This window comes from Pantoea sp. XY16 (genome assembly GCF_025153065.1).
Classification (GTDB): domain Bacteria; phylum Pseudomonadota; class Gammaproteobacteria; order Enterobacterales; family Enterobacteriaceae; genus Pantoea; species Pantoea alfalfae.
This window is the reverse complement of record NZ_JANZNP010000004.1, coordinates 345986-366395: the sequence shown is the minus strand read 5'-3', so window position 1 is coordinate 366395 and position 20410 is coordinate 345986. Positions and strand designations below refer to the sequence as shown.

General features: G+C 53.5%; 16 protein-coding genes, 1 pseudogene and 1 other annotated feature. Of the genes and pseudogenes, 10 read left to right on the top strand and 7 right to left on the bottom strand.

What is annotated here, in order from left to right; genetic code table 11:
* Both trpD and N1689_RS06295 read right to left on the bottom strand, forming a co-directional pair.
* A pseudogene (gene trpD / locus N1689_RS06300) lies at window positions 1-1595 on the bottom strand (bifunctional anthranilate synthase glutamate amidotransferase component TrpG/anthranilate phosphoribosyltransferase TrpD).
* Entirely contained in the window at window positions 1595-3160 is a 1566-nt protein-coding gene (locus tag N1689_RS06295; RefSeq protein WP_260058301.1) for an anthranilate synthase component 1, read from the bottom strand. The pseudogene trpD and the gene N1689_RS06295 overlap by 1 nt, the downstream one beginning before the upstream one ends.
* 23 nt (window positions 3161-3183) lie before the next feature.
* Window positions 3184-3285, bottom strand: a sequence feature (Trp leader region).
* Window positions 3286-3405: 120 nt separating this feature from the next.
* On the opposite strand from N1689_RS06295, the gene N1689_RS06290 reads away from it, so the two are divergent.
* Together N1689_RS06290 and N1689_RS06285 are read left to right on the top strand one after the other, a co-directional pair.
* Window positions 3406-4323 carry an RNase RNM gene (locus N1689_RS06290; RefSeq protein ID WP_260058300.1) on the top strand — a complete coding sequence of 306 codons (918 nt, stop codon included), beginning with the start codon at window positions 3406-3408 and terminating at the stop codon, window positions 4321-4323.
* 12 nt (window positions 4324-4335) lie between these two features.
* Window positions 4336-4956, top strand: a complete 621-nt coding sequence (locus N1689_RS06285; protein ID WP_013358020.1) for an L-threonylcarbamoyladenylate synthase — start codon at window positions 4336-4338, stop codon at window positions 4954-4956.
* Window positions 4957-4968: 12 nt separating this feature from the next.
* Here N1689_RS06285 and N1689_RS06280 read toward each other — a convergent pair whose 3' ends face one another.
* The gene (locus tag N1689_RS06280; RefSeq protein WP_161736502.1) at window positions 4969-5616 is read right to left on the bottom strand and encodes a serine protease; all 648 of its coding nucleotides are present in this window, start codon (window positions 5614-5616) and stop codon (window positions 4969-4971) included.
* Window positions 5617-6397: 781 nt separating this feature from the next.
* On the opposite strand from N1689_RS06280, the gene rluB reads away from it, so the two are divergent.
* Window positions 6398-7288, top strand: coding sequence for a 23S rRNA pseudouridine(2605) synthase RluB (gene rluB, locus N1689_RS06275; protein WP_061062581.1), 891 nt, complete (start codon window positions 6398-6400; stop codon window positions 7286-7288).
* 54 nt (window positions 7289-7342) lie between these two features.
* Here rluB and cobO read toward each other — a convergent pair whose 3' ends face one another.
* Window positions 7343-7933, bottom strand: a complete 591-nt coding sequence (cobO, locus tag N1689_RS06270) for a cob(I)yrinic acid a,c-diamide adenosyltransferase (protein WP_222925412.1) — start codon at window positions 7931-7933, stop codon at window positions 7343-7345.
* Window positions 7933-8694, bottom strand: coding sequence for a YciK family oxidoreductase (locus N1689_RS06265; RefSeq protein ID WP_222925413.1), 762 nt, complete (start codon window positions 8692-8694; stop codon window positions 7933-7935). Before N1689_RS06265 ends, cobO begins: the two co-directional genes overlap by 1 nt.
* A 171-nt stretch (window positions 8695-8865) precedes the next feature.
* On the opposite strand from N1689_RS06265, the gene sohB reads away from it, so the two are divergent.
* A complete protein-coding gene (gene sohB / locus N1689_RS06260) occupies window positions 8866-9912 on the top strand; it encodes a protease SohB (protein ID WP_161736499.1) in 1047 nt (348 codons plus the stop codon).
* A 27-nt stretch (window positions 9913-9939) separates the two neighbouring features.
* Here the strand turns inward: sohB and N1689_RS06255 are convergent, their stop codons facing one another.
* Window positions 9940-10188, bottom strand: coding sequence for a YciN family protein (locus tag N1689_RS06255; RefSeq protein ID WP_150015109.1), 249 nt, complete (start codon window positions 10186-10188; stop codon window positions 9940-9942).
* A gap of 371 nt (window positions 10189-10559) precedes the next feature.
* On the opposite strand from N1689_RS06255, the gene topA reads away from it, so the two are divergent.
* The 4 genes from topA to acnA all read left to right on the top strand — a co-directional run bounded on the left by topA (window position 10560) and on the right by acnA (window position 18354).
* Complete coding sequence (gene topA, locus N1689_RS06250) at window positions 10560-13184, top strand: type I DNA topoisomerase (RefSeq protein WP_260058299.1); 2625 nt, start codon at window positions 10560-10562, stop codon at window positions 13182-13184.
* A 259-nt stretch (window positions 13185-13443) separates the two neighbouring features.
* Complete coding sequence (cysB, locus tag N1689_RS06245; protein WP_013358012.1) at window positions 13444-14418, top strand: HTH-type transcriptional regulator CysB; 975 nt, start codon at window positions 13444-13446, stop codon at window positions 14416-14418.
* Between the two features lie 496 nt (window positions 14419-14914).
* Window positions 14915-15073 carry a YmiA family putative membrane protein gene (locus N1689_RS06240; RefSeq protein ID WP_003853864.1) on the top strand — a complete coding sequence of 53 codons (159 nt, stop codon included), beginning with the start codon at window positions 14915-14917 and terminating at the stop codon, window positions 15071-15073.
* A 599-nt stretch (window positions 15074-15672) separates the two neighbouring features.
* Window positions 15673-18354, top strand: a complete 2682-nt coding sequence (gene acnA / locus N1689_RS06235; protein ID WP_222925415.1) for an aconitate hydratase AcnA — start codon at window positions 15673-15675, stop codon at window positions 18352-18354.
* Between the two features lie 31 nt (window positions 18355-18385).
* Here acnA and ribA read toward each other — a convergent pair whose 3' ends face one another.
* The gene (gene ribA, locus N1689_RS06230; RefSeq protein ID WP_161736302.1) at window positions 18386-18979 is read right to left on the bottom strand and encodes a GTP cyclohydrolase II; all 594 of its coding nucleotides are present in this window, start codon (window positions 18977-18979) and stop codon (window positions 18386-18388) included.
* Window positions 18980-19206: 227 nt separating this feature from the next.
* Between ribA and pgpB the strand changes: the two genes are divergently transcribed.
* Both pgpB and N1689_RS06220 read left to right on the top strand, forming a co-directional pair.
* On the top strand, window positions 19207-19965 hold the full coding sequence (pgpB, locus tag N1689_RS06225) for a phosphatidylglycerophosphatase B (RefSeq protein WP_253418755.1): 759 nt from the start codon (window positions 19207-19209) through the stop codon (window positions 19963-19965).
* A 134-nt stretch (window positions 19966-20099) separates the two neighbouring features.
* The gene (locus N1689_RS06220; RefSeq protein WP_013358009.1) at window positions 20100-20408 is read left to right on the top strand and encodes a LapA family protein; all 309 of its coding nucleotides are present in this window, start codon (window positions 20100-20102) and stop codon (window positions 20406-20408) included.
* Window positions 20409-20410: the final 2 nt, after the last annotated feature.

Below are 20410 nucleotides of genomic sequence, written 5' to 3'. Positions count from 1 at the left end.
TTATCCTCTTGCTGCCAGTGCGACAACACGCTCATAAGCCTGTCCGCTGCGGATGGCGTTAAGCGCCTGCTGTGCGTTTTCACGCAGATCTTCCTGACCGAATACTTTAAGCAACATCGCCACGTTGACGGCGACCGCCTCCTCATGGGCCTGCTGGCCATTACCCTGGAGTAAAGCCGTCAGAATGTCACGATTTTCTTCCGGCGTGCCGCCCGCCAGCGCCTCTTTGGGATGGAAGCCAAAACCAAAGTCTTCCGGCGAGAGCTGATAGCGGGTAATTTCCCCTTCACGCAGCTCAGCCACATGGGTCACATCGTGCAGCGCCACTTCATCCATGCCGCCACCGTGAACCACCGCGGCGCGCTGATAACCCAGTACTTTCAGGGTCTGCGCAATCGGCAGCACCAGTTCCGGGCTGTAGACGCCAATCACCGCCAGTGGCGGGCGCGCCGGGTTGATTAATGGGCCTAGCACGTTGAACAGCGTGCGGGTCTTCAGCTGCTGGCGCACTGGCATCGCGTGGCGAAAGCCAGTGTGATACTGCGGCGCAAACAGGAAGCAGACGTTAAGGTCGTCCAGCGCCTGACGCGCCCGGTCAGCGGGCATATCAAGGTTGATTCCAAAGGCGGCCAGCAGGTCAGACGAGCCCGATTTACTGGAGACGCTGCGGTTGCCGTGCTTCGCCACTTTCAGACCGCAGGTTGCGGCAACAAAGGCGCTGGCCGTGGAGATATTAATGCTGTTACTGCCATCGCCGCCGGTGCCGACGATGTCGGCAAACGCGTATTCCGGGCGGGGAAACGGTTTAGCATCTTCCAGCAGCGCCGTCGCGGCTCCGGCGATCTCTTCCGGTGTTTCACCGCGTACTTTCATGGCGATCAGCGCGGCAGCGAGCTGCGTTGGCTCCAGCTGTCCGGTAATAATGGCGCTGAATAGCTGATGACTCTCCGCCTGATTCAGCGTCTGCGCCTGGTAAAGTTTTTCCAGTGTCTGTTGCATGATTATTCTCCCTGTTACTTTGCCAGCGCCCAGGCCAGCGTCTGCTCAAGCAGGCGCGCGCCCTGAGAAGTCAAAATCGATTCAGGATGGAACTGAAACCCGCAGACGCGATCGGTTTCATGACGAACCGCCATCACCATCCCGTTAAAGCTGGCGTTGACTGTCAGCTCATCCGGCGTGTTGCTGCCCACCAGCGAGTGATAGCGCGCCACCGGCAGTGGATTACTCAGGCCGGCAAACATCGCCTCGTCGTCATGGACGATAGACGAGGCTTTGCCGTGCAGGATTTCGCCCGCCTGGCCTACATGGCCGCCATAGGCTTCCACAATCGCCTGATGGCCCAGGCAGATGCCGATAATCGGCAGACGTCCACGCAGCACCCGCAGCAGTTCCGGCATACAACCGGCATCTTTTGGTGCGCCGGGACCCGGTGACAGCATCAGCACCGGATCTTCCATCCGCTCCAGCTGTGCAATTAGCAGTTCAGCGGGCAGGTTGTTGCGGTAGATCACCACGTTGTGACCAAAGGTCCGCAGCTGATCAACCAGGTTATAGGTAAAAGAGTCGATGTTATCGAGCAGCAGAATATCGGCCATCAGAAGATCTCCTTGCAGTGATGGGCAGTCGCGATAGCGCGCAGAACGGCACGGGCTTTATTGCGGCTTTCATCCGCTTCAGCCTGCGGATTCGAATCCAGCACCACACCAGCGCCCGCCTGAACGGTGGCGACGCCATCTTCGACATAGGCCGAACGAATAACGATGCAGGTGTCGAGATCCCCCTGCGCGGTGAAGTAGCCCACCGCGCCACCATAGCTGCCGCGACGGGTGCGTTCAGCACCGGCAATCAGTTGCATAGCGCGAACTTTTGGCGCACCGCTCAGCGTGCCCATGTTCATACAGGCGCGATAGGCGTGCAGCACGTCGAGGTCGGCGCGCAGCGTGCCGACGACGCGGGAAACCAGATGCATCACGAACGAGTAGCGATCAACTTTGGTCAGGTCAGCCACGTAGCGGCTGCCTGGCACGCAGATGCGCGCCAGATCGTTACGCGCCAGATCCACCAGCATCAGATGTTCAGCCAGCTCTTTATGGTCGGTGCGCATCTCCAGCTCAATGCGGCTGTCGAGATCGCGGTCCAGTGAGCCATCGGCATGGCGACCACGTGGACGGGTACCGGCAATGGGGTAGATCTCAATCTGACGAGAGGTCGCGTCATACTTCAGCGAGCTTTCCGGCGATGCGCCAAACAGGGAGAAATCCTGATCCTGCATAAAGAACATATACGGGCTTGGATTGCTGTTTTTCAGCGTGTCATAGGCGGCCAGCGGTGACGGGCACGGCAGTGAGAAGCGGCGTGATGGCACGACCTGGAAAATTTCACCGATGCGAATCGCCTGCTGCATGGTGCGAACCACATCACAATACTCTTCATCGCTCTGGCTGGTGGTCAGCGTCATCTGTTCGACCTTTTGTACCGGCAGCGCAGGCGCTGGCTGCAGCATCTGGCCGTGCAGTTGCTCAATACGGCGTTGCAGACGCTGGAACTCGCTGGTGGACGGGCAGAACAGGCTGGCCTGCAGACGCGCACTGCGGGTCTGGTGATCGATCACCAGTAACGTCTCTGCCAGGTAGAAACAGTAGTCGGGGCAGCGTTGCTGATTATCCAGTTCCGGCAGGGTTTCAAAACCAGCCACCAGGTCATAGGCAAACAGGCCACCCAGCAGCACGGCTTCGCGCTCGTCGGCAGAGGCGTTAACCAGCTGTGGAATCAGACGCAGTGCATCAAACACCGAGAGTGTTTTGAGACGGGAATCTTCGTCCTGATGCGGATCGGTGCTCTGCGGAAAAGTCAGCTCACGTCCATCGGGACGGACCTGATTGCTGACGGAAGCGGGCAGGGCCTCATCCAGCAGCGGCAGCACGGCACGGCCATTTTCTGACAGCGCCTGAACGACAACCGTATTACCCATGGCGCTGATACGCAGCGCGCTGTCGACAATCAGCAGACTTTTTAAATTACGCTTGCTGTCGATATCCGCAGATTCGAGCAGCAGGGTTGCCGGACGTGCGCCGCACAGCTGGTGAAACACTGCGGCCGGATCTTCGCGGTAAGGCGCGGTGCCGGTAATCAACTTCACTGTAGGTTTCGCATTTGGCATGATGATTTCTCTGAATTTCGCTCAAAAAAAAGCCCGCTCGGTGGCGGGCTCAGGTATTAGCACAGCGTTTACGCAAAGTGTGCACGATCCTGTCGCCCGTTTTCGGGAACATTGCGCCAACCGTTTAAATGCGTGATTACAACAGCCATGATTGAATACCCGTTACGTGTGAACTTGTGTACTAGTTAACGGGTTCATGGCGTAAATGTCAATACACTTTTTCACTGACCGTGAAAATCGTTATCATGCTGGCCGGTTTAGTTTTAGCAGGAGTTCTCTTGAGCGATATCGCCCGTTTCCCGGTTTATGATTTACACAGCCACACGCGCGCCTCCGATGGCTTACTGACGCCAGCCGCGCTGGTGCAGCGAGCCGTTGAGATGCGCGTGGGCGTACTGGCGATCACCGATCACGACAGCGTTGCAGGGGTAGAGGAAGCGCAGCAAACGGCACGCGACCACGATTTACCAATAAAAGTGCTGCCCGGGGCAGAGATCTCCACGCTGTGGGAGAACCATGAGATTCACATCGTCGGCCTGAACATTGATATTCACCATCCGGCGATAGTGACCTTTCTGGCCGGACAACATGACTGCCGCCGGACGCGGGCGCAAGAGATTGGTGAGCGACTCGCGAAGGCACGTATCCCGGATGCGCTGGCGGGTGCGATGCGTCTGGCTGATGGCGGCGTCATTACCCGAGGTCACTTTGCCCGCTTCCTGATTGAGCAGGGCAAAGCGGACAATATGGTACAGGTATTCAAAAATTATCTGGCGCGTGGCAAAACCGGCTACGTGCCGCCACAATGGTGTACAATTAAACAAGCCATTGATGCGATTCATCATTCTGGTGGGTGTGCCGTGCTGGCGCATCCTGGCCGATATGGCTTATCGGCGAAGTGGCTCAAACGGCTGGTCGCCCATTTCCGCGAGGCGGGCGGCGATGCGATGGAAGTCGCGCAGTGCCAGCAGCCACCCAATGAGCGTACAACGCTGGCACAATATGCCAGAGATAATGCACTGGCCGCATCACAAGGTTCTGATTTTCATCAACCCTGCCCGTGGATTGAACTGGGTCGTAAACTCTGGCTGCCCGCAGCGGTTGAGCCGGTCTGGGAACGCTTCCCGGATCTCGCGCCCGGCCTGACAATCACGGAAAGGTGACACGAGGTTTCTATGAGTCAATTGTTTCACATTCATCCGGACAATCCCCAGCCACGGCTGATTAACCAGGCGGTCGACTACCTGAACAAAGGCAGCGTCATTGTCTATCCCACCGATTCCGGCTATGCGCTGGGCTGTCGGCTGGAAGAGAAGGGCGCGATGGAGCGGATTTGCCGTATCCGTCAGCTCGACGGGCACCACAACTTCACCCTGATGTGCCGGGATCTCTCTGAGCTGTCGGTTTATTCGCAGGTGGGTAACTCGGCTTTTCGTCTGCTGAAAAACAATACGCCAGGCAACTACACCTTTATTCTCAAGGCGACCAAAGAAGTGCCGCGTCGCCTGATGAATGAAAAGCGTAAGACCATTGGTCTGCGCGTGCCCTCCAATCCGGTAGCGCTGGCGCTGCTGGAAGCGCTGAATCAGCCGATGATGTCGACCTCATTGATTCTGCCAGGCAACGATTTTACCGAGTCAGACCCGGAAGAGATCCAGCACAGCATTGGTAAGCTGGTCGATCTGATCATCGACGGTGGTACGCTGGGTCAGCAGCCGACCACGGTGGTCGATCTGACCACCGATTCGCCGGAAATCGTGCGTGAAGGCGTGGGCGATACCCGCCCGTTCCTGTAATTACGTCGGGCTTCAGACACCGCGCGTCGGTGTCTGAGCCAGATTCGACTCTAACCAGTTCTTAAACTGACCGTAAGGAATATAAAGTGATACATCTTTGAGGATCACTTTGTTATTACGCCCATTCCTGATCGAGTCAGAATAGCCAACAATAACGCCGCCCAGCGTATCATCCCGGTTATACACGCCACCGCCAGACATTCCCTGAACGACGCCCGCATTCGAGGCCATCGCTAAGCAGGGACTTTTATTCCATTTATTCCGAATAGCCGTGCGGGCTAAATTAACCCCGGACGATTCAACCGGCATCGCTGAAATAAAGCTGTAGCCATACATTTTAACTGGATCACCGATGTCACTGCTGCGGAACTTAGTCAGCGTGCTGGCATCATTCTTGTGATAAATAATCGCAAGGTCGCAATAAGGGTGATAAGACTTAACGCGCTGCACGGCGGTTTTAGCCACGTGCGCAGCCGTAAGGCTATATTCAGGCGTCAGAGGAATGCTGGTGCCCAGTGTGCCCAGACCGAGGATCGTCGGAATGCCTGTCACGCTCATATCTACGTGCTGCATCGCCGTACGACTGTACTCGGTGTGGCCCACGGAACACCCGCTCAGCACCAGTGCAGCAAGCACCGGGCTCAGAAACAGGTTTCTCATGATGTTTTTCTTTATTCAGGCATGTCGGGAAATCCCTGGTGAAGATTTTTGACATGCAAGCAAGGTTCATCACTGAACCGTATTAACGCAACAACTCCGGATGCGCCGGTTTATTGGATTAATGTAAAAACACTTTTTTTATTAACGAATCAATTAAGCAAGACTCAAATGTCGCAAGAACGCTTTATCGCGTGCTTTGCTTTTTTATTATGCTGCCGTGATAAAGTGTATCAGCTTAATAATGTCGTACAATTTATTAAAGCTAATAACAATCAAATTGCATGAGAAATAAGGTTTTAAATCAATCTTCATTAGGAATAATCTGACTTTTTGATTTTGGCAGTGCATACGGAATGATTAAATTCAATTAACCAGCATTTTATGCTGTCTTTGATATTTTTTTTAGATGTTATAAAGCCTGGTAAGAGTGATGGAAGTGTAAGATAGCGTTAAGGTTTTATTCTCAGAATATCGCGTTGATGAAAAACGGGTGGTTAGAAAATTTAATAGTGATCAGCTATAAAGTTTTTGATACACGCGTTTTATTAAACATATTCTCTTACCATACGCCGCGTTTTTTATTAAATCAGCAGCAAGGATTATCAGAGCTCAAACTATGAGAGGTTAACCTTTCTTTATTTACGATGGCACTATCCATAAAGGGCGTTACTTCAGCGTTAAATGCCTGTATAATGGGGCAAACTTGCTAAGTTAACTTGTTGATTTAGAAAGGATTATCACCCAATCATGACGCCTGGGAAGGCGACAAAGAGGAAGCTCAATGAGCGAAAAGTTACAGAAAGTCTTAGCGCGTGCCGGACATGGCTCGCGTCGTGAAATCGAATCAATGATTGCTGCCGGCCGTGTCAGCGTTGACGGCAAAATCGCCACCCTGGGCGACCGCGTCGAAAGCAGCAAATCTCTGAAAATCCGTATTGATGGCCATCTGGTATCGATTGCTGAATCAGCAACCGAAGTTTGCCGCGTGCTGGCTTACTACAAACCGGAAGGTGAACTCTGTACCCGCAGCGATCCTGAAGGCCGCCCGACGGTGTTTGACCGTCTGCCTCGTCTGCGCGGTTCACGCTGGATTGCCGTTGGCCGTCTGGATGTGAACACCTGTGGTCTGATGCTCTTCACTACCGACGGTGAACTGGCGAACCGCCTGATGCATCCGAGCCGTGAAGTGGAACGTGAGTATGCGGTGCGCGTGTTTGGTCAGGTAGACGACGATAAAATTCGTCAGCTGAGCAAGGGCGTTCAGCTGGAAGATGGCCCGGCTGCGTTTAAAACCCTGAAGTTTGGCGGCGGAGAAGGCATTAACCAGTGGTACAACGTCACTCTGACGGAAGGACGTAACCGTGAGGTGCGTCGTTTATGGGAGGCGGTCGGCGTACAGGTCAGTCGTCTGATGCGCGTGCGCTATGGCGATATCACCTTACCAAAAGGCCTGCCGCGCGGCGGCTGGACCGAACTGGATCTGCCTGCGGTGAACTACCTGCGTAACCTGGTGGAGCTGGATGATGAAACGGTCACCAAGCTGGTGGTCGAAAAAGATCGTCGTCGCACCAAGGCGAACCAGATTCGTCGTGCAGTAAAACGTCACAGTAAAGTGAGCAGCACGCCACGTGCGCCACGCCGCAATCCGGGCAGCAAACGTAACGCCGGTTAATATCGTTGCCCGATCGCTAAAAACGCAGCCCCAGGGCTGCGTTTTCTTTTTATGTTACCAGTCAATTCCCTGCTGAGCCTGTATACCGGCATCAAAGGCGTGCTTCACCGGCCGCATTTCCGTCACCGTATCCGCCATTTTAGTCAGGCGACGATGACAGCCACGTCCGGTAATGATGACGCTCTGATGCGCCGGGCGCTGTTGCAGGGCAGTGATCAGATCGTCCAGCGGCAGATAATCCATGCTGACCATATAGGTTATTTCGTCGAGCACGACCAAATCGAGCTGCGTATCGGCCAGCATCCGTTTTGCATGCTGCCACACGGCCAGACAGGCGGCAGTATCCGTTTCGCGGTTCTGTGTGTCCCATGTGAAACCGGTTGCCATCACCTGAAACTCAACACCATGCTGTTCCAGCAGGTTACGCTCACCATTCGGCCAGTCCCCTTTAATGAACTGAACAGCCGCTGCGCGTTTACCGTGTCCGGTGGCGCGCAGGGCGGTACCAAAAGCCGCAGTGGTTTTGCCTTTGCCATTGCCGGTAAACACCATCAGGATGCCACGCACCTCGGTGGCTGCTGCAATCCGCGCATCGACCTGCTCCTTCAGGCGCTGCTGACGCTGCTGATGACGATCGTCAGCCATTACTCTGCGGCTCCGGGTTTTCTGCCCGGCTGCGCATCAAAGCTGATACCGGTTTTGCGCCGGCTGTCATCACCCATCAGATAAAGATAGAGCGGCATCAGATCGGCAGGTGTTTTCAGCTTGTTAGCATCTTCCTGTGGGAAGGCGCTGGCGCGCATTTTGGTCCGCGTTCCGCCCGGATTAATGCAGTTCACCCGCAATGCCTGCGTTTTATACTCATCGGCCAGTACCTGCATCATCCCTTCGGTGGCAAATTTAGAGACGGCATAAGCGCCCCAGCCCGCGCGACCGGTACGGCCAACGCTGGAGGTGGTAAAGACCAGTGAACCGGCATCTGACTTTAACAGCAACGGCAACAGCGCCTGGGTCAGGAAGAAGGTGGCGTCCAGGTTGATGTTCATCACCTGCTGCCAGATCTGAGGGTCGAGTTCCGCCAGCGGAACGATTTCACCAAGGATACCGGCATTGTGCAGCACGCCATCAAGGCGAGAAAACTGCTGTGACAGCTGTTCTGCTACCTGATGGCAACGTTCCGGCGTCGCTTCAGCCAGGTCGAACACGACGGTATGAGCAGCACATTTATTAAGTTGATCGATTGCCTCTTTAACCCGCTGAAGTTTCTCAGGGCTACGGCCCATCAGGATCACTTCAGCACCATAACGGGCATACGTCAGCGCCGCTTCCCGACCAATGCCATCTGAAGCACCCGTGACAAGGATAATACGGTGATTGAGCAGGTCGCTTTTCGGTTGATAATGCACAGCGGGGTCCTCCGGCGAAAACAACATGATTCCGCTTTATGCCCGAATTTACGAATGGGCGCAATCGCCAGACTACCCATTCTGTGCCGGCTGCTGGCATTTCAGGCGACGGAGCAGGGTAAAACGGCTAAACTGGCGAATTGTTTTTTTATTCTTTGTGAAGGCGACCTGATGGATTTTATTTCAACGTATGGACTGTTTTTAGCGAAAGCGGTGACACTGGTGGTTGCCGTCGCTGCGATTGTCATGATTATCATGAATGCCGCGTTACGCAAACGGGCACAAAATGGTCAGCTTCGTCTGACCCATCTGGGTGATGACTATCAGCAGATGAAAGAGGATTTGCAGCTGGCAAAAATGAAGCCGCAGGCGCAGAAGGTCTGGCTGAAAAATCATAAAAAAAGTGAAAAGCTGAAAGCCAAAGCGGAAAAACAGGCGGCAAAGCAGGGACAGACAGACAGCGTTAAGCCCACGCTCTACGTTCTTGATTTTAAAGGCAGCATGGACGCCGGTGAGGTGAGCTCACTGCGTGAAGAAATTTCAGCTGTGCTGGCGGTGAAGCAGCCTGGCGACGAAGTGCTGCTGCGCCTGGAAAGCCCAGGCGGCGTGGTGCATGGCTATGGCCTGGCAGCATCGCAGCTGCAGCGTCTGCGTGATGCGGGTCTGCACATCACGGCAGCCGTAGATAAAGTGGCAGCCAGCGGGGGCTACATGATGGCCTGCGTGGCCGATCGCATTGTGGCGGCACCGTTCTCGATCATTGGCTCCATCGGCGTGGTTGCGCAAATCCCTAACTTCAACCGCCTGCTGAAGCGTAACGATATTGATGTTGAGCTGCATACTGCCGGACAGTACAAGCGCACGCTGACGCTGTTCGGTGAGAATACCGAAGAAGGGCGCGAGAAATTTCAGGAAGATCTTGATGAAACGCACCTGCTGTTCAAGCAGTTTGTTCACCAGATGCGCCCGTCACTCGATATTGACCGGGTGGCAACCGGAGAGCACTGGTATGGTCGTCAGGCGCTGGATCTCGGCCTGATTGACGAAATCGGCACCAGCGATGACCTGATCATCCGTCAGATGGATCAATTCAGCGTACTTGGCGTGCATTATGCACGCCGGCGTAAAATGATGGACCGTTTTACCCAGAGCGCCGGCTCGGTGGCGGAACGGTTGCTGCTGAAACTCTGGCAGCGCGGCGAAAAGCCACTGCTTTGATGCGAAACCCGGCCTGTGCCGGGTTTTTTATTCCAGGTGATAGCGCGGCGACAGCTCCACAGCAAGGTATTTGAAGACGTTAAACACCGCCGTGGTTTTCGTGGTCGGCAGTCCATCCGCATCAAGAAAGAACGGTCCGCGAAAGACCAGCACATCCGCCTGCTGAATCACCTCATCCGCCTGCATGCCTGCTAAATAATCATCATGTTCTTTAATCAACGCATTGGCCTTTTCCAGCAACGCCTGACGGGAAATAGCCTGAGTCGATCTCTGCATTTATTCGCTCCTTTTTGACAGCATCCAAATTCTTTCTATATTACTGGCCTGTCTCGCACTGTGACAAATCGGTCTGAACGATGAAAACCTGGCGTAAGTTCGGGCTGAGTGCTAATTAAGTTGCGTAACAGATTTTATCAGGTAGAGTGTGGGCGATTCCGATTTCAGGGATTTTGCACCGGGATGTGCGAAGAGTTCAGATGGAAAAAGCACGCTTTATCATGCAGTTGCAGCAGGCCGCATCATCTGATCTGAGATTGACCCCTCCGCCTTGAAATGTTAAACAGGCGCAGCAATATTGAACCCACTGGGTTTTTGGGCATCCAATCCTCTCCCGTTAAGCAGGATGTTTTCATTAGGTAAAGGTAAATATGGGTAAAGCACTCGTTATTGTTGAGTCCCCGGCAAAGGCTAAAACAATCAATAAATACCTGGGTAGTGACTACGTGGTTAAATCCAGCGTAGGTCATATCCGGGATCTGCCGACCAGTGGTTCAACCGCGAAGAAGAGTGCTGACGCCTCGACAGATAAGAAAGTCAAAGACGCTTCAACTGACAAGAAAGTCAAAAAAGTTAAAAAAGATGAGAAAGCCGCACTCGTCAGCCGCATGGGTGTAGACCCCTATCACGGCTGGGAAGCGGATTATCAGATTCTGCCCGGCAAAGAGAAAGTGGTTGCTGAACTGAAGGCGTTAGCCGCTAATGCTGACCACATCTATCTCGCAACCGACCTTGACCGTGAAGGGGAAGCCATCGCCTGGCACCTGCGGGAAGTCATCGGTGGCGATGACTCGCGCTTCAGTCGTGTGGTCTTCAACGAAATCACCAAAAATGCGATTCGTCAGGCATTTGAAAAGCCGGGCGAACTGAATATTGACCGGATAAATGCGCAGCAGGCGCGCCGTTTCATGGATCGCGTGGTGGGCTATATGGTCTCACCGCTGCTGTGGAAAAAAATCGCCCGTGGCCTCTCTGCCGGCCGTGTGCAATCTGTTGCGGTTCGCCTGGTGGTGGAACGTGAACGTGAAATCAAAGCCTTTGTTCCCGAAGAGTACTGGGAAGTTAATGCCGCATTGACCACGCCAAAAGGCGATGAACTGTCGATGGACGTGACGCACAAAGGTGACAAAGCCTTCCGTCCGGTCAATCGCGACGAGACCTATGCCGCGGTAGCGCTGCTGGAAAAAGCGCGTTATGAGATCGTCGACCGTGAAGATAAGCCGACCAGCAGCAAGCCGGGCGCACCTTACATCACCTCGACGCTGCAGCAAGCTGCCAGTACCCGTCTCGGCTTTGGCGTGAAGAAAACGATGATGATGGCTCAGCGCCTGTACGAAGCCGGTCACATCACTTATATGCGTACCGACTCAACCAACCTGAGTCAGGATGCGGTCGCCATGGCGCGTGGCTATATCGAAAATCATTTCGGTAAAAAGTATCTGCCTGAAACCGCCATTACTTACGCCAGCAAAGAGAACTCCCAGGAAGCGCACGAAGCGATACGTCCTTCTGATGTGGAAGTGGTGGCGGAAAAGCTGAAGGATATGGAAGCGGATGCGCAGAAACTTTATCAGCTGATCTGGCGTCAGTTTGTTGCCTGTCAGATGACACCAGCAAAATATGATTCCAGCACCATTACAGCGGCGGCGGGTGAATTTAAACTCAAAGCGAAAGGCCGTATTCTGCGTTTCGATGGCTGGACCAAAGTCATGCCTGCGCTGCGTAAGAATGATGAAGATCGTACATTGCCAGCCGTCAGCGTGGGTGATGTTCTGGATCTGCAACAGCTTCTTCCGGGTCAGCACTTCACCAAGCCACCGGCGCGCTTCAGCGAAGCGTCACTGGTGCGTGAACTTGAGAAACGCGGCATCGGTCGTCCATCCACTTATGCGGCTATTACCTCGACCATTCAGGATCGTGGCTACGTGCGGGTAGAGAACCGTCGCTTCTATGCGGAAAAAATGGGTGAAATCGTTACTGATCGTCTGGAAGAGAACTTCCGCGAACTGATGAATTATGATTTCACCGCCCGCATGGAGAGCAGCCTCGATCAGGTAGCCAATAACGAGGCGCAATGGAAAGCGGTTCTCGATCACTTCTTCGCCGACTTTACTCAGCAGCTTGAACTGGCAGAGAAAGATCCTGAAGAAGGTGGCATGCAACCGAACCAGATGGTGCTGACCTCGATTGCGTGTCCGACCTGTAGTCGTCAGATGGGAATCCGTACCGCCAGCACCGGCGTTTTTCTGGGCTGCTCCGGCTATGCGCTGCCGCCTAAAGAGCGCTGCAAACAGACCATCAACCTGATTCCGGAAAATGAAGTCCTCAATATTCTGGAAGGCGATGATGCTGAAACTAACGCCCTGCGTGCCCGTCGACGCTGCCATAAGTGTGGCACCGCGATGGACAGCTACCTGATCGACAATGAGCGTAAACTACACGTCTGTGGTAATAACCCGGAATGTGACGGTTACGAAATCGAGAAGGGCGAATTCCGCATCAAAGGCTATGACGGCCCGATAGTGGAGTGCGAGAAGTGTGGTTCGGAGATGCACCTGAAGATGGGACGCTTTGGTAAGTACATGGCGTGTACCAACGAAGAGTGCAAAAACACCCGCAAGATTCTGCGCAGTGGTGAAGTCGCACCGCCAAAAGAAGATCCGGTTCCACTGCCAGAACTGGCGTGTGAGAAGTCCGATGCTTACTTCGTGTTGCGTGACGGCGCAGCGGGTGTTTTCCTTGCGGCTAACACCTTCCCGAAATCACGCGAAACGCGTGCACCGCTGGTGGAGGAGCTTCAGCGCTTCAAAGATCGTCTGCCTGAGAAGTTGAAATATCTGGCCGACGCGCCAGCCGCCGATCCGGAAGGCAATAAAACGCTGGTGCGCTTCAGCCGCAAAACCAAACAGCAGTATGTTTCCTCTGAAAAAGAGGGTAAGGCAACCGGCTGGTCCGCCTTCTATATAGACGGAAAGTGGCAGGAAGCGAAAAAGTAATCCACACAGGCCAGCGTTTGCTGGCCTTCTTCTTACTGTTTTTACCCGATTTGACCACTGACACTGACAACGCACCACATTCAGGCCAGCGCTCGCTGGCCTTTTTCTAAGCCTTATATCAATCCGTTCTACTCTGTCACTTAAAATGATATAGTTGTTATAGCATTTCCGACCTTTCCTGATGCATAGCATTTCTTGACCCTTGCGACTATACGTCAAGCGGGGATGCGACTCTGTAACTTACCGGGATGGAATAGATATGAAATTACAGCAGTTGCGCTATATCGTCGAAGTGGTGAACCATAATCTCAATGTCTCTTCGACAGCGGAAGGTCTCTACACCTCTCAACCCGGCATCAGTAAACAGGTGCGTATGCTGGAAGATGAGCTGGGCGTGCAAATTTTTGCCCGCAGCGGTAAACATCTCACTCAGGTGACGCCTGCAGGCGAAGAGATCATCCGTATAGCGCGTGAAGTTCTCTCCAAAGTCGATGCGATCAAATCCGTTGCCGGCGAGCACACCTGGCCGGATAAAGGCTCGCTTTATGTCGCCACCACACATACCCAGGCACGTTACGCGCTGCCAGGCGTCATCAAAGGATTTATCGAGCGCTATCCGCGCGTCTCTTTACATATGCATCAGGGTTCGCCAACCCAGATCGCCGAAGCGGTTTCCAAAGGCAATGCGGACTTTGCCATAGCCACTGAAGCCCTGCATCTCTATGACGATCTCATCATGTTGCCGTGCTACCACTGGAACCGCGCGATTGTCGTCACGGCGGATCATCCGCTGGCCGGAAAAGGGCAGGTGAGCATCGAAGAGCTGGCTGAATATCCGCTGGTGACCTACACCTTTGGCTTTACCGGGCGCTCGGAACTCGATACGGCCTTTAATCGGGCAGGATTAACACCCCGCATCGTCTTCACCGCTACTGATGCCGACGTCATTAAAACCTATGTCCGTTTAGGTCTGGGCGTGGGGGTGATTGCCAGTATGGCGGTGGACCCGGTGGCCGATCCTGATCTGATTCGTATTGAAGCTGCCGATATCTTTACCAACAGTACTACCAAAATTGGCTTCCGCCGCAGCACCTTCCTTCGCAGCTATATGTATGATTTTATCCAGCGTTTTGCACCACACCTGACCCGAGACGTGGTGGATACCGCCGTGGCGCTGCGCTCAAATGAAGACATTGAGGCGATGTTCAAGGACATTAAGCTGCCATTTAAATAGCGTTGATGCTCTCCGCGACAACATAAGGCTGCCTGGTGCAGCCTTTTTTGTTGTCAGGCTTTAGCGCCAAATGAGAATCAAAAGTTTTTATGATTTTTTTGTAAATGAAACATTGATCACATGTTTTCCGGTTGGGCTTTCTTAAATGCGAAATACAACACACTTTTAACTATGTCACTTTGCGACTCGCCAGGATTATTCCCATACTCCAGTTAAGAGCTGATGTGTGGAGCCAGTAAACATAAGGTTCTTTAGATGTATCTTTAGTTTTAAATGGATCTGTTTTTAATTTAACTCAAATTTTTTAGCTGACTGTTTAATTAAATATTCGTTCGGGAGTTAATGATTTCTTACGTTATCGAAGCCTATTGATTAATACCGTTAATCGTTTTACTCAATAAAAATAACTGGATTTTTGGCCTTAACGCGTTTAGGATTCCTCCTAAATCTTAATCGATGTTATCAATCATTTTGTTGAGAGTGATTATCAAAAACTATGAATACACGACTGACTGTACAACCGGGTTTCCCGGCAAAAAGCACCAAGGTTGAGCGTACTGGCAATACCCGTCGCAATGCCTGGTTAACCGTATTCGCTGCCTCTGCGCTATTCTGGGTAGTTGTAGCGTTAATGATTTGGCGTATCTGGGGCTAAAGCCATGTGGGCACATACACTCAGTCATAAACGTTCTTTGACCACGGGTCAGCACAAGCCAGTATCCTGTAAAGGAAAAGAAGCCCTTGCAAAGGACGAAAAAGTGTCTATCCCCGAGTCATGGGATTTGAGTGATAACCAGCGACTGTTTATAGAGTCGTTTCTGGATCCTGAAAACAAATAACGTTGTAAGACCATCTCTTCGTCATTGCTCTTTTATAACCGGAGTTTCCGGTGGGCTTTTAAATGCCCCTATCCACATCCAGTAAGACCAAAGGGTGTCGCCGATTGACAGGCGACCGCAAAAACTTTTACGCCCGATTCCGGCGAAGGAGTGAACCAAATGAATATTATTAAAATGTCCTGGCTTAGCGCGTATGCTTTCTCCTTTGCGTTCTGGTCTGCGGCGGTGTGGATAACACTGTAATTTGAATTAAATCACCTCTTTCTGATGCCTCGTGTTTTCACGGGGCATTTTCGTTTTCAGGCGATTGTAGCAATTTGTGTTGTAATCAAAACGTTAACGAATTTGTGGTCTATCTTTAACATAAACCTTTGTCTCACTAAGGTTTAAGACCATGAACGAAAAAGGAGGAGCTATGTCGTCTACCCTACGCGAGCAGAGTCAGGAAATACTGCAGGTCGACACCAATAACTATCACATCTTCAGTCTTCCCCGCGCTGCTCAACAACTGGGCAATATTGATAGCCTGCCCAAATCTCTCAAAGTTCTGCTGGAAAACTTACTGCGCTGGCAGGATGGCGACTCTGTCACCACTGAGGACATCCAGGCGCTGGTTGACTGGCAGAAAGATGCCCACGCCGACCGCGAAATCGCCTACCGGCCAGCCCGCGTATTAATGCAGGACTTTACCGGCGTGCCGGCGGTGGTCGACCTGGCGGCCATGCGCGAAGCCGTGAACCGTCTGGGCGGCGATGTAGCCAAAGTGAATCCGTTGTCGCCCGTCGATCTGGTTATCGACCACTCGGTCACTGTGGACCATTTTGGTGATGATGACGCTTTTGAAGAGAATGTCCGGCTGGAGATGGAGCGTAACCATGAGCGCTATGTTTTCCTTCGCTGGGGTCAGAAAGCGTTTGATAAATTCCGCGTCGTGCCGCCAGGAACCGGTATCTGTCATCAGGTGAACCTGGAATATCTCGGCAAGGCGATCTGGCATGAAACCCTTGATGGCGAAGAGTATGCCTGGCCCGATACGCTGGTCGGTACCGATTCTCATACCACCATGATCAACGCGCTTGGCGTGCTGGGATGGGGAGTCGGGGGCATCGAAGCGGAAGCAGCCATGCTGGGTCAGCCTGTCTCCATGCTGATCCCGGATGTCGTAGGTTTCAAACTTACCGGCAAACTGCGCGCAGGCATTACCGCAACTGACCTCGTTCTGACTGTCACTCAGATGCTGCGTAAGCATGGCGTTGTCGGTAAATTCGTTGAGTTTTACGGTGACGGCCTGGCCGACCTGCCGCTGGCAGATCGTGCGACCATTGCCAACATGGCCCCTGAGTATGGCGCAACCTGCGGATTCTTCCCGGTTGATGACGTCACGTTGAGCTACATGACGCTGACCGGACGCGATGCCGATCAGGTAGCTTTAGTGGAAGCGTATGCCAAAGCGCAGGGGCTGTGGCGCAATCCCGGCGATGAGCCGCGTTTCACCAGTACCCTGGCACTGGATATGAACGAGGTGGAGTCGAGCCTGGCAGGACCAAAACGTCCGCAGGATAGGGTGTCGCTGGGCGATGTGCCCGCTGCGTTTGATGCCAGCAACGAGCTGGAAGTGAATCAGGCGCAAAAACCGCATAAAAATGTTGAGTATACCGACAGCGGCACCGGCCTGACTCACACACTGACCGATGGCGCGGTGGTGATCAGTGCGATTACCTCCTGTACCAATACCTCTAACCCAAGCGTGCTGATGGCGGCCGGTTTACTGGCGAAGAAAGCGGTAGAGCGTGGTCTGAAACGTCAGCCGTGGGTTAAAGCCTCGCTGGCACCCGGTTCTAAAGTGGTTTCCGATTATCTGGCCGTCGCGCAGTTGACCTCGTACCTCGACGAGCTGGGCTTTAATCTGGTCGGCTATGGTTGCACCACTTGTATCGGTAACTCCGGCCCGCTGAAAGATGAGATTGAGACTGCGATCAAAGCGGGCGATCTCACAGTTGGTGCCGTTTTATCCGGCAACCGCAACTTTGAAGGTCGTATTCATCCGCTGATTAAAACCAACTGGCTGGCTTCGCCGCCGCTGGTGGTGGCTTACGCGCTGGCGGGTAACATGAAGATCAACCTGCAGACGGAGCCGCTTGGCCACGATCGCCAGGGCCAGCCGGTCTATCTGAAAGATATCTGGCCGTCACCGGAAGAGATCGCCACAGCCGTGCAGCAGGTCACCAGTGATATGTTCCATAAAGAGTACGCCGAAGTCTTCGATGGCACGCCAGAGTGGCAGGCGATCAGGGTCAGTGAAGCGGCAACATACGACTGGGATGAAGGCTCGACATACATCCGTCTGTCGCCGTTCTTTGATGATATGGAGAAAGAGCCTAAGCCGGTGCAGGATATTCGCGGTGCGCGGGTGCTCGCCTTGCTTGGCGATTCTGTCACTACGGACCATATCTCGCCAGCGGGCAGCATTAAAGCGGAAAGTCCCGCCGGACGCTATCTGCTGTCACACGGCGTTGAGCGCAACGATTTTAACTCCTATGGGTCGCGTCGTGGTAACCATGAGGTGATGATGCGCGGCACCTTTGCCAATATCCGTATCCGCAATGAGATGGTGCCAGGCGTAGAAGGTGGCTATACCCGACACTATCCGAGTGGCGAACAGCTGGCCATCTACGATGCAGCGATGAAATATCAGGCTGAAGGGGTGCCGCTGGCGGTCATTGCGGGTAAAGAGTATGGTTCTGGCTCCAGCCGCGACTGGGCCGCTAAAGGGCCGCGTCTGCAGGGGGTGAGGGTGGTCATTGCCGAATCGTTTGAGCGTATTCATCGCTCCAACCTGATTGGGATGGGCATTTTGCCACTGGAGTTTCCGCAGGGCGTGACGCGTAAAAGCCTGGGGCTGACGGGTGAAGAGCGGATTGATGTGGAAAACCTTCAGGCACTGACGCCAGGCTGCAGCGTGAAAGTCACGCTGACCCGTGCTGACGGCAGTAAGGAAGAGCTGGACACCCGCTGTCGCATTGATACCGGCAATGAGCTGACCTATTACCGCAATGATGGCATCCTGCACTACGTTATCCGCAATATGCTGGACTGATAAAAAAGCCGGGGAAACCCGGCTTTTTCATTTATGACTTCGGCAGCAGATGCCCCATCTTTTCCGCTTTCGTATCCAGATAGTGCGCATTCTTCGGATTTCGTCCTGCGACCAGCGGCACACGTTCAACAATGTTGATCCCGGCTTCGCTGAGGATCTCCACTTTGCGCGGATTATTGGTCAGCAGACGCACTTCATTCACGCCCAGCAGTTTAAACATATCTGCGCACAGGGTGAAGTCGCGCTCATCGGCGGCAAAGCCAAGCTGATGGTTCGCTTCTACGGTGTCATAACCTTTATCCTGCAACGCATAGGCGCGGATCTTATTCAGCAGACCAATGTTACGGCCTTCCTGGCGGTGATAGAGCAGCGCGCCGCGACCTTCTTCTGCGATGGCATTGAGCGCGGCTTCCAGCTGAAAACCACAGTCGCAACGCAGGCTGAAGAGTGCATCGCCGGTCAGGCATTCGGAGTGAACGCGCGCCAGTACCGGCTCGTTATCATTAATATCGCCAAAGACCAGTGCAACATGGTCATGTCCGGTTGCCAATTCTTCAAAACCAACCATCAGGAAATCTCCCCATGGCGTGGGCAGTTTGGCTTCTGCCACCCGTTTAAGCTGCATGTGACTCTCCAGAACCTTCAGAGGATGCACTATCATCATGATAGCGCACAGGCCAGTATGGCCCGACAAACGTGCAATATTGTGCCACAACCCGGAAGCGGGCTGGTAATCTCTGAGACCAATTGCAGTGATAAAGCACAATTATCCAATCGGCAACGGTTATGTTATTCTTTTTTAAGCTAAAGTTATGCAAATGTTGTCATTTGACGCCAGGATAAGGGAAGAAGATGTTTAAGATTTCGCGTCGTACCACCTTCGGAATGCTGCTGCTGCTCATCATGCCGGTTGCCGTCTGGCTTACTGGCTGGCGCTGGCAGCCAGGTGAAAGCAATGCGCTGCTGAAAGGTCTCTTCTGGATGACGGAAACCGTCACCAATCCGTGGGGTATCGTCACCAGCGTGCTGCTGAGCGCCTGGATGCTCTGGTGCCTGCGCTTTCGCCTGAAGCCTGCCATATTGCTGCTGCTGATCATGAACGCCACTATTCTGGCGGGGCAATACACCAAATCTTTTATCAAAGAGCAGATTCAGGAGCCGCGTCCCTATGTGATCTGGCTGGAGCAGCATCACGGGCTGGATGAGAAGACTTTTTACGAGCTGAAACGTAAACAGCGTGGTGAAATGGTGACTTCACTGATTGCCGATGAGACACAGATTCCGGGCTGGCTGAAACGGCACTGGGCGTTTGAAACTGGCTTTGCTTTTCCGTCCGGGCATACCATGTTTGCCGCCAGCTGGGCACTGCTGGCACTGGGTCTGCTCTGGCCGCGTCGGCATTATAAAACCGTGGTGGTCATTTTTCTGTGGGCGACGGGCGTGATGGCAAGCCGTTTGCTGCTGGGCATGCATTGGCCACGCGATCTGGCGATGGCAACCGTGCTTTCCTGGTTGCTGGTCACCGTTGCGACATGGCTGGCACAGCGTTTCTGTGGCCCGCTGACGCTGCCGCCGGATGAGCAAAAAGAGGTGGCACAGCGGGAGCCCTGATTGTAATTCACCCTTAAGACCCCATATTATTAGTCGGGCCTGCGCAAAAGCGACTCGCCCGATGCTGCTGGGAGCAGCATTTTTGCCGGAGTTTTGGCATAATTCTACCCGATAACCTCACAACAGGATGCACTGTGAAATATTTGCTGATTTTTTTAGTGGTACTGGTCATTTTTATTATTTCCGTCACCTTAGGCGCGCATAACGACCAGGTCATTACTTTTAACTATCTGCTGGCGCAGGGTGAGTTCAGCATCTCGACCTTACTGGCATCACTGTTTGGCGCAGGTTTTGTGCTTGGCTGGGTCATCTGTGGGCTGTTCTGGTTGCGGACCCGTGTTTCACTGGCCAATGCCAATCGGAAAATTAAGCGTATGCAGACGCAAATTGAGCAGAGCACCGCCCTGGCGACCACGCCATCTTCTCCGGCTGGCCGGGAATAATC

What these genes read in the sequence shown, in the direction of transcription:
- pgpB (WP_253418755.1), top strand. Translation starts at nt 19,207, where the DNA reads ATGTTTAAGATTTCGCGTCGTACCACCTTCGGAATGCTGCTGCTGCTC.
- cobO (WP_222925412.1), bottom strand. Translation starts at nt 7,933, where the DNA reads ATGGCTGACGATCGTCATCAGCAGCGTCAGCAGCGCCTGAAGGAGCAG.
- N1689_RS06280 (WP_161736502.1), bottom strand. Translation starts at nt 5,616, where the DNA reads ATGAGAAACCTGTTTCTGAGCCCGGTGCTTGCTGCACTGGTGCTGAGC.
- rluB (WP_061062581.1), top strand. Translation starts at nt 6,398, where the DNA reads ATGAGCGAAAAGTTACAGAAAGTCTTAGCGCGTGCCGGACATGGCTCG.
- N1689_RS06240 (WP_003853864.1), top strand. Translation starts at nt 14,915, where the DNA reads ATGAATACACGACTGACTGTACAACCGGGTTTCCCGGCAAAAAGCACC.
- ribA (WP_161736302.1), bottom strand. Translation starts at nt 18,979, where the DNA reads ATGCAGCTTAAACGGGTGGCAGAAGCCAAACTGCCCACGCCATGGGGA.
- N1689_RS06255 (WP_150015109.1), bottom strand. Translation starts at nt 10,188, where the DNA reads ATGCAGAGATCGACTCAGGCTATTTCCCGTCAGGCGTTGCTGGAAAAG.
- topA (WP_260058299.1), top strand. Translation starts at nt 10,560, where the DNA reads ATGGGTAAAGCACTCGTTATTGTTGAGTCCCCGGCAAAGGCTAAAACA.
- N1689_RS06290 (WP_260058300.1), top strand. Translation starts at nt 3,406, where the DNA reads ATGCTGGCCGGTTTAGTTTTAGCAGGAGTTCTCTTGAGCGATATCGCC.
- acnA (WP_222925415.1), top strand. Translation starts at nt 15,673, where the DNA reads ATGTCGTCTACCCTACGCGAGCAGAGTCAGGAAATACTGCAGGTCGAC.
- cysB (WP_013358012.1), top strand. Translation starts at nt 13,444, where the DNA reads ATGAAATTACAGCAGTTGCGCTATATCGTCGAAGTGGTGAACCATAAT.
- N1689_RS06285 (WP_013358020.1), top strand. Translation starts at nt 4,336, where the DNA reads ATGAGTCAATTGTTTCACATTCATCCGGACAATCCCCAGCCACGGCTG.
- N1689_RS06295 (WP_260058301.1), bottom strand. Translation starts at nt 3,160, where the DNA reads ATGCCAAATGCGAAACCTACAGTGAAGTTGATTACCGGCACCGCGCCT.
- sohB (WP_161736499.1), top strand. Translation starts at nt 8,866, where the DNA reads ATGGATTTTATTTCAACGTATGGACTGTTTTTAGCGAAAGCGGTGACA.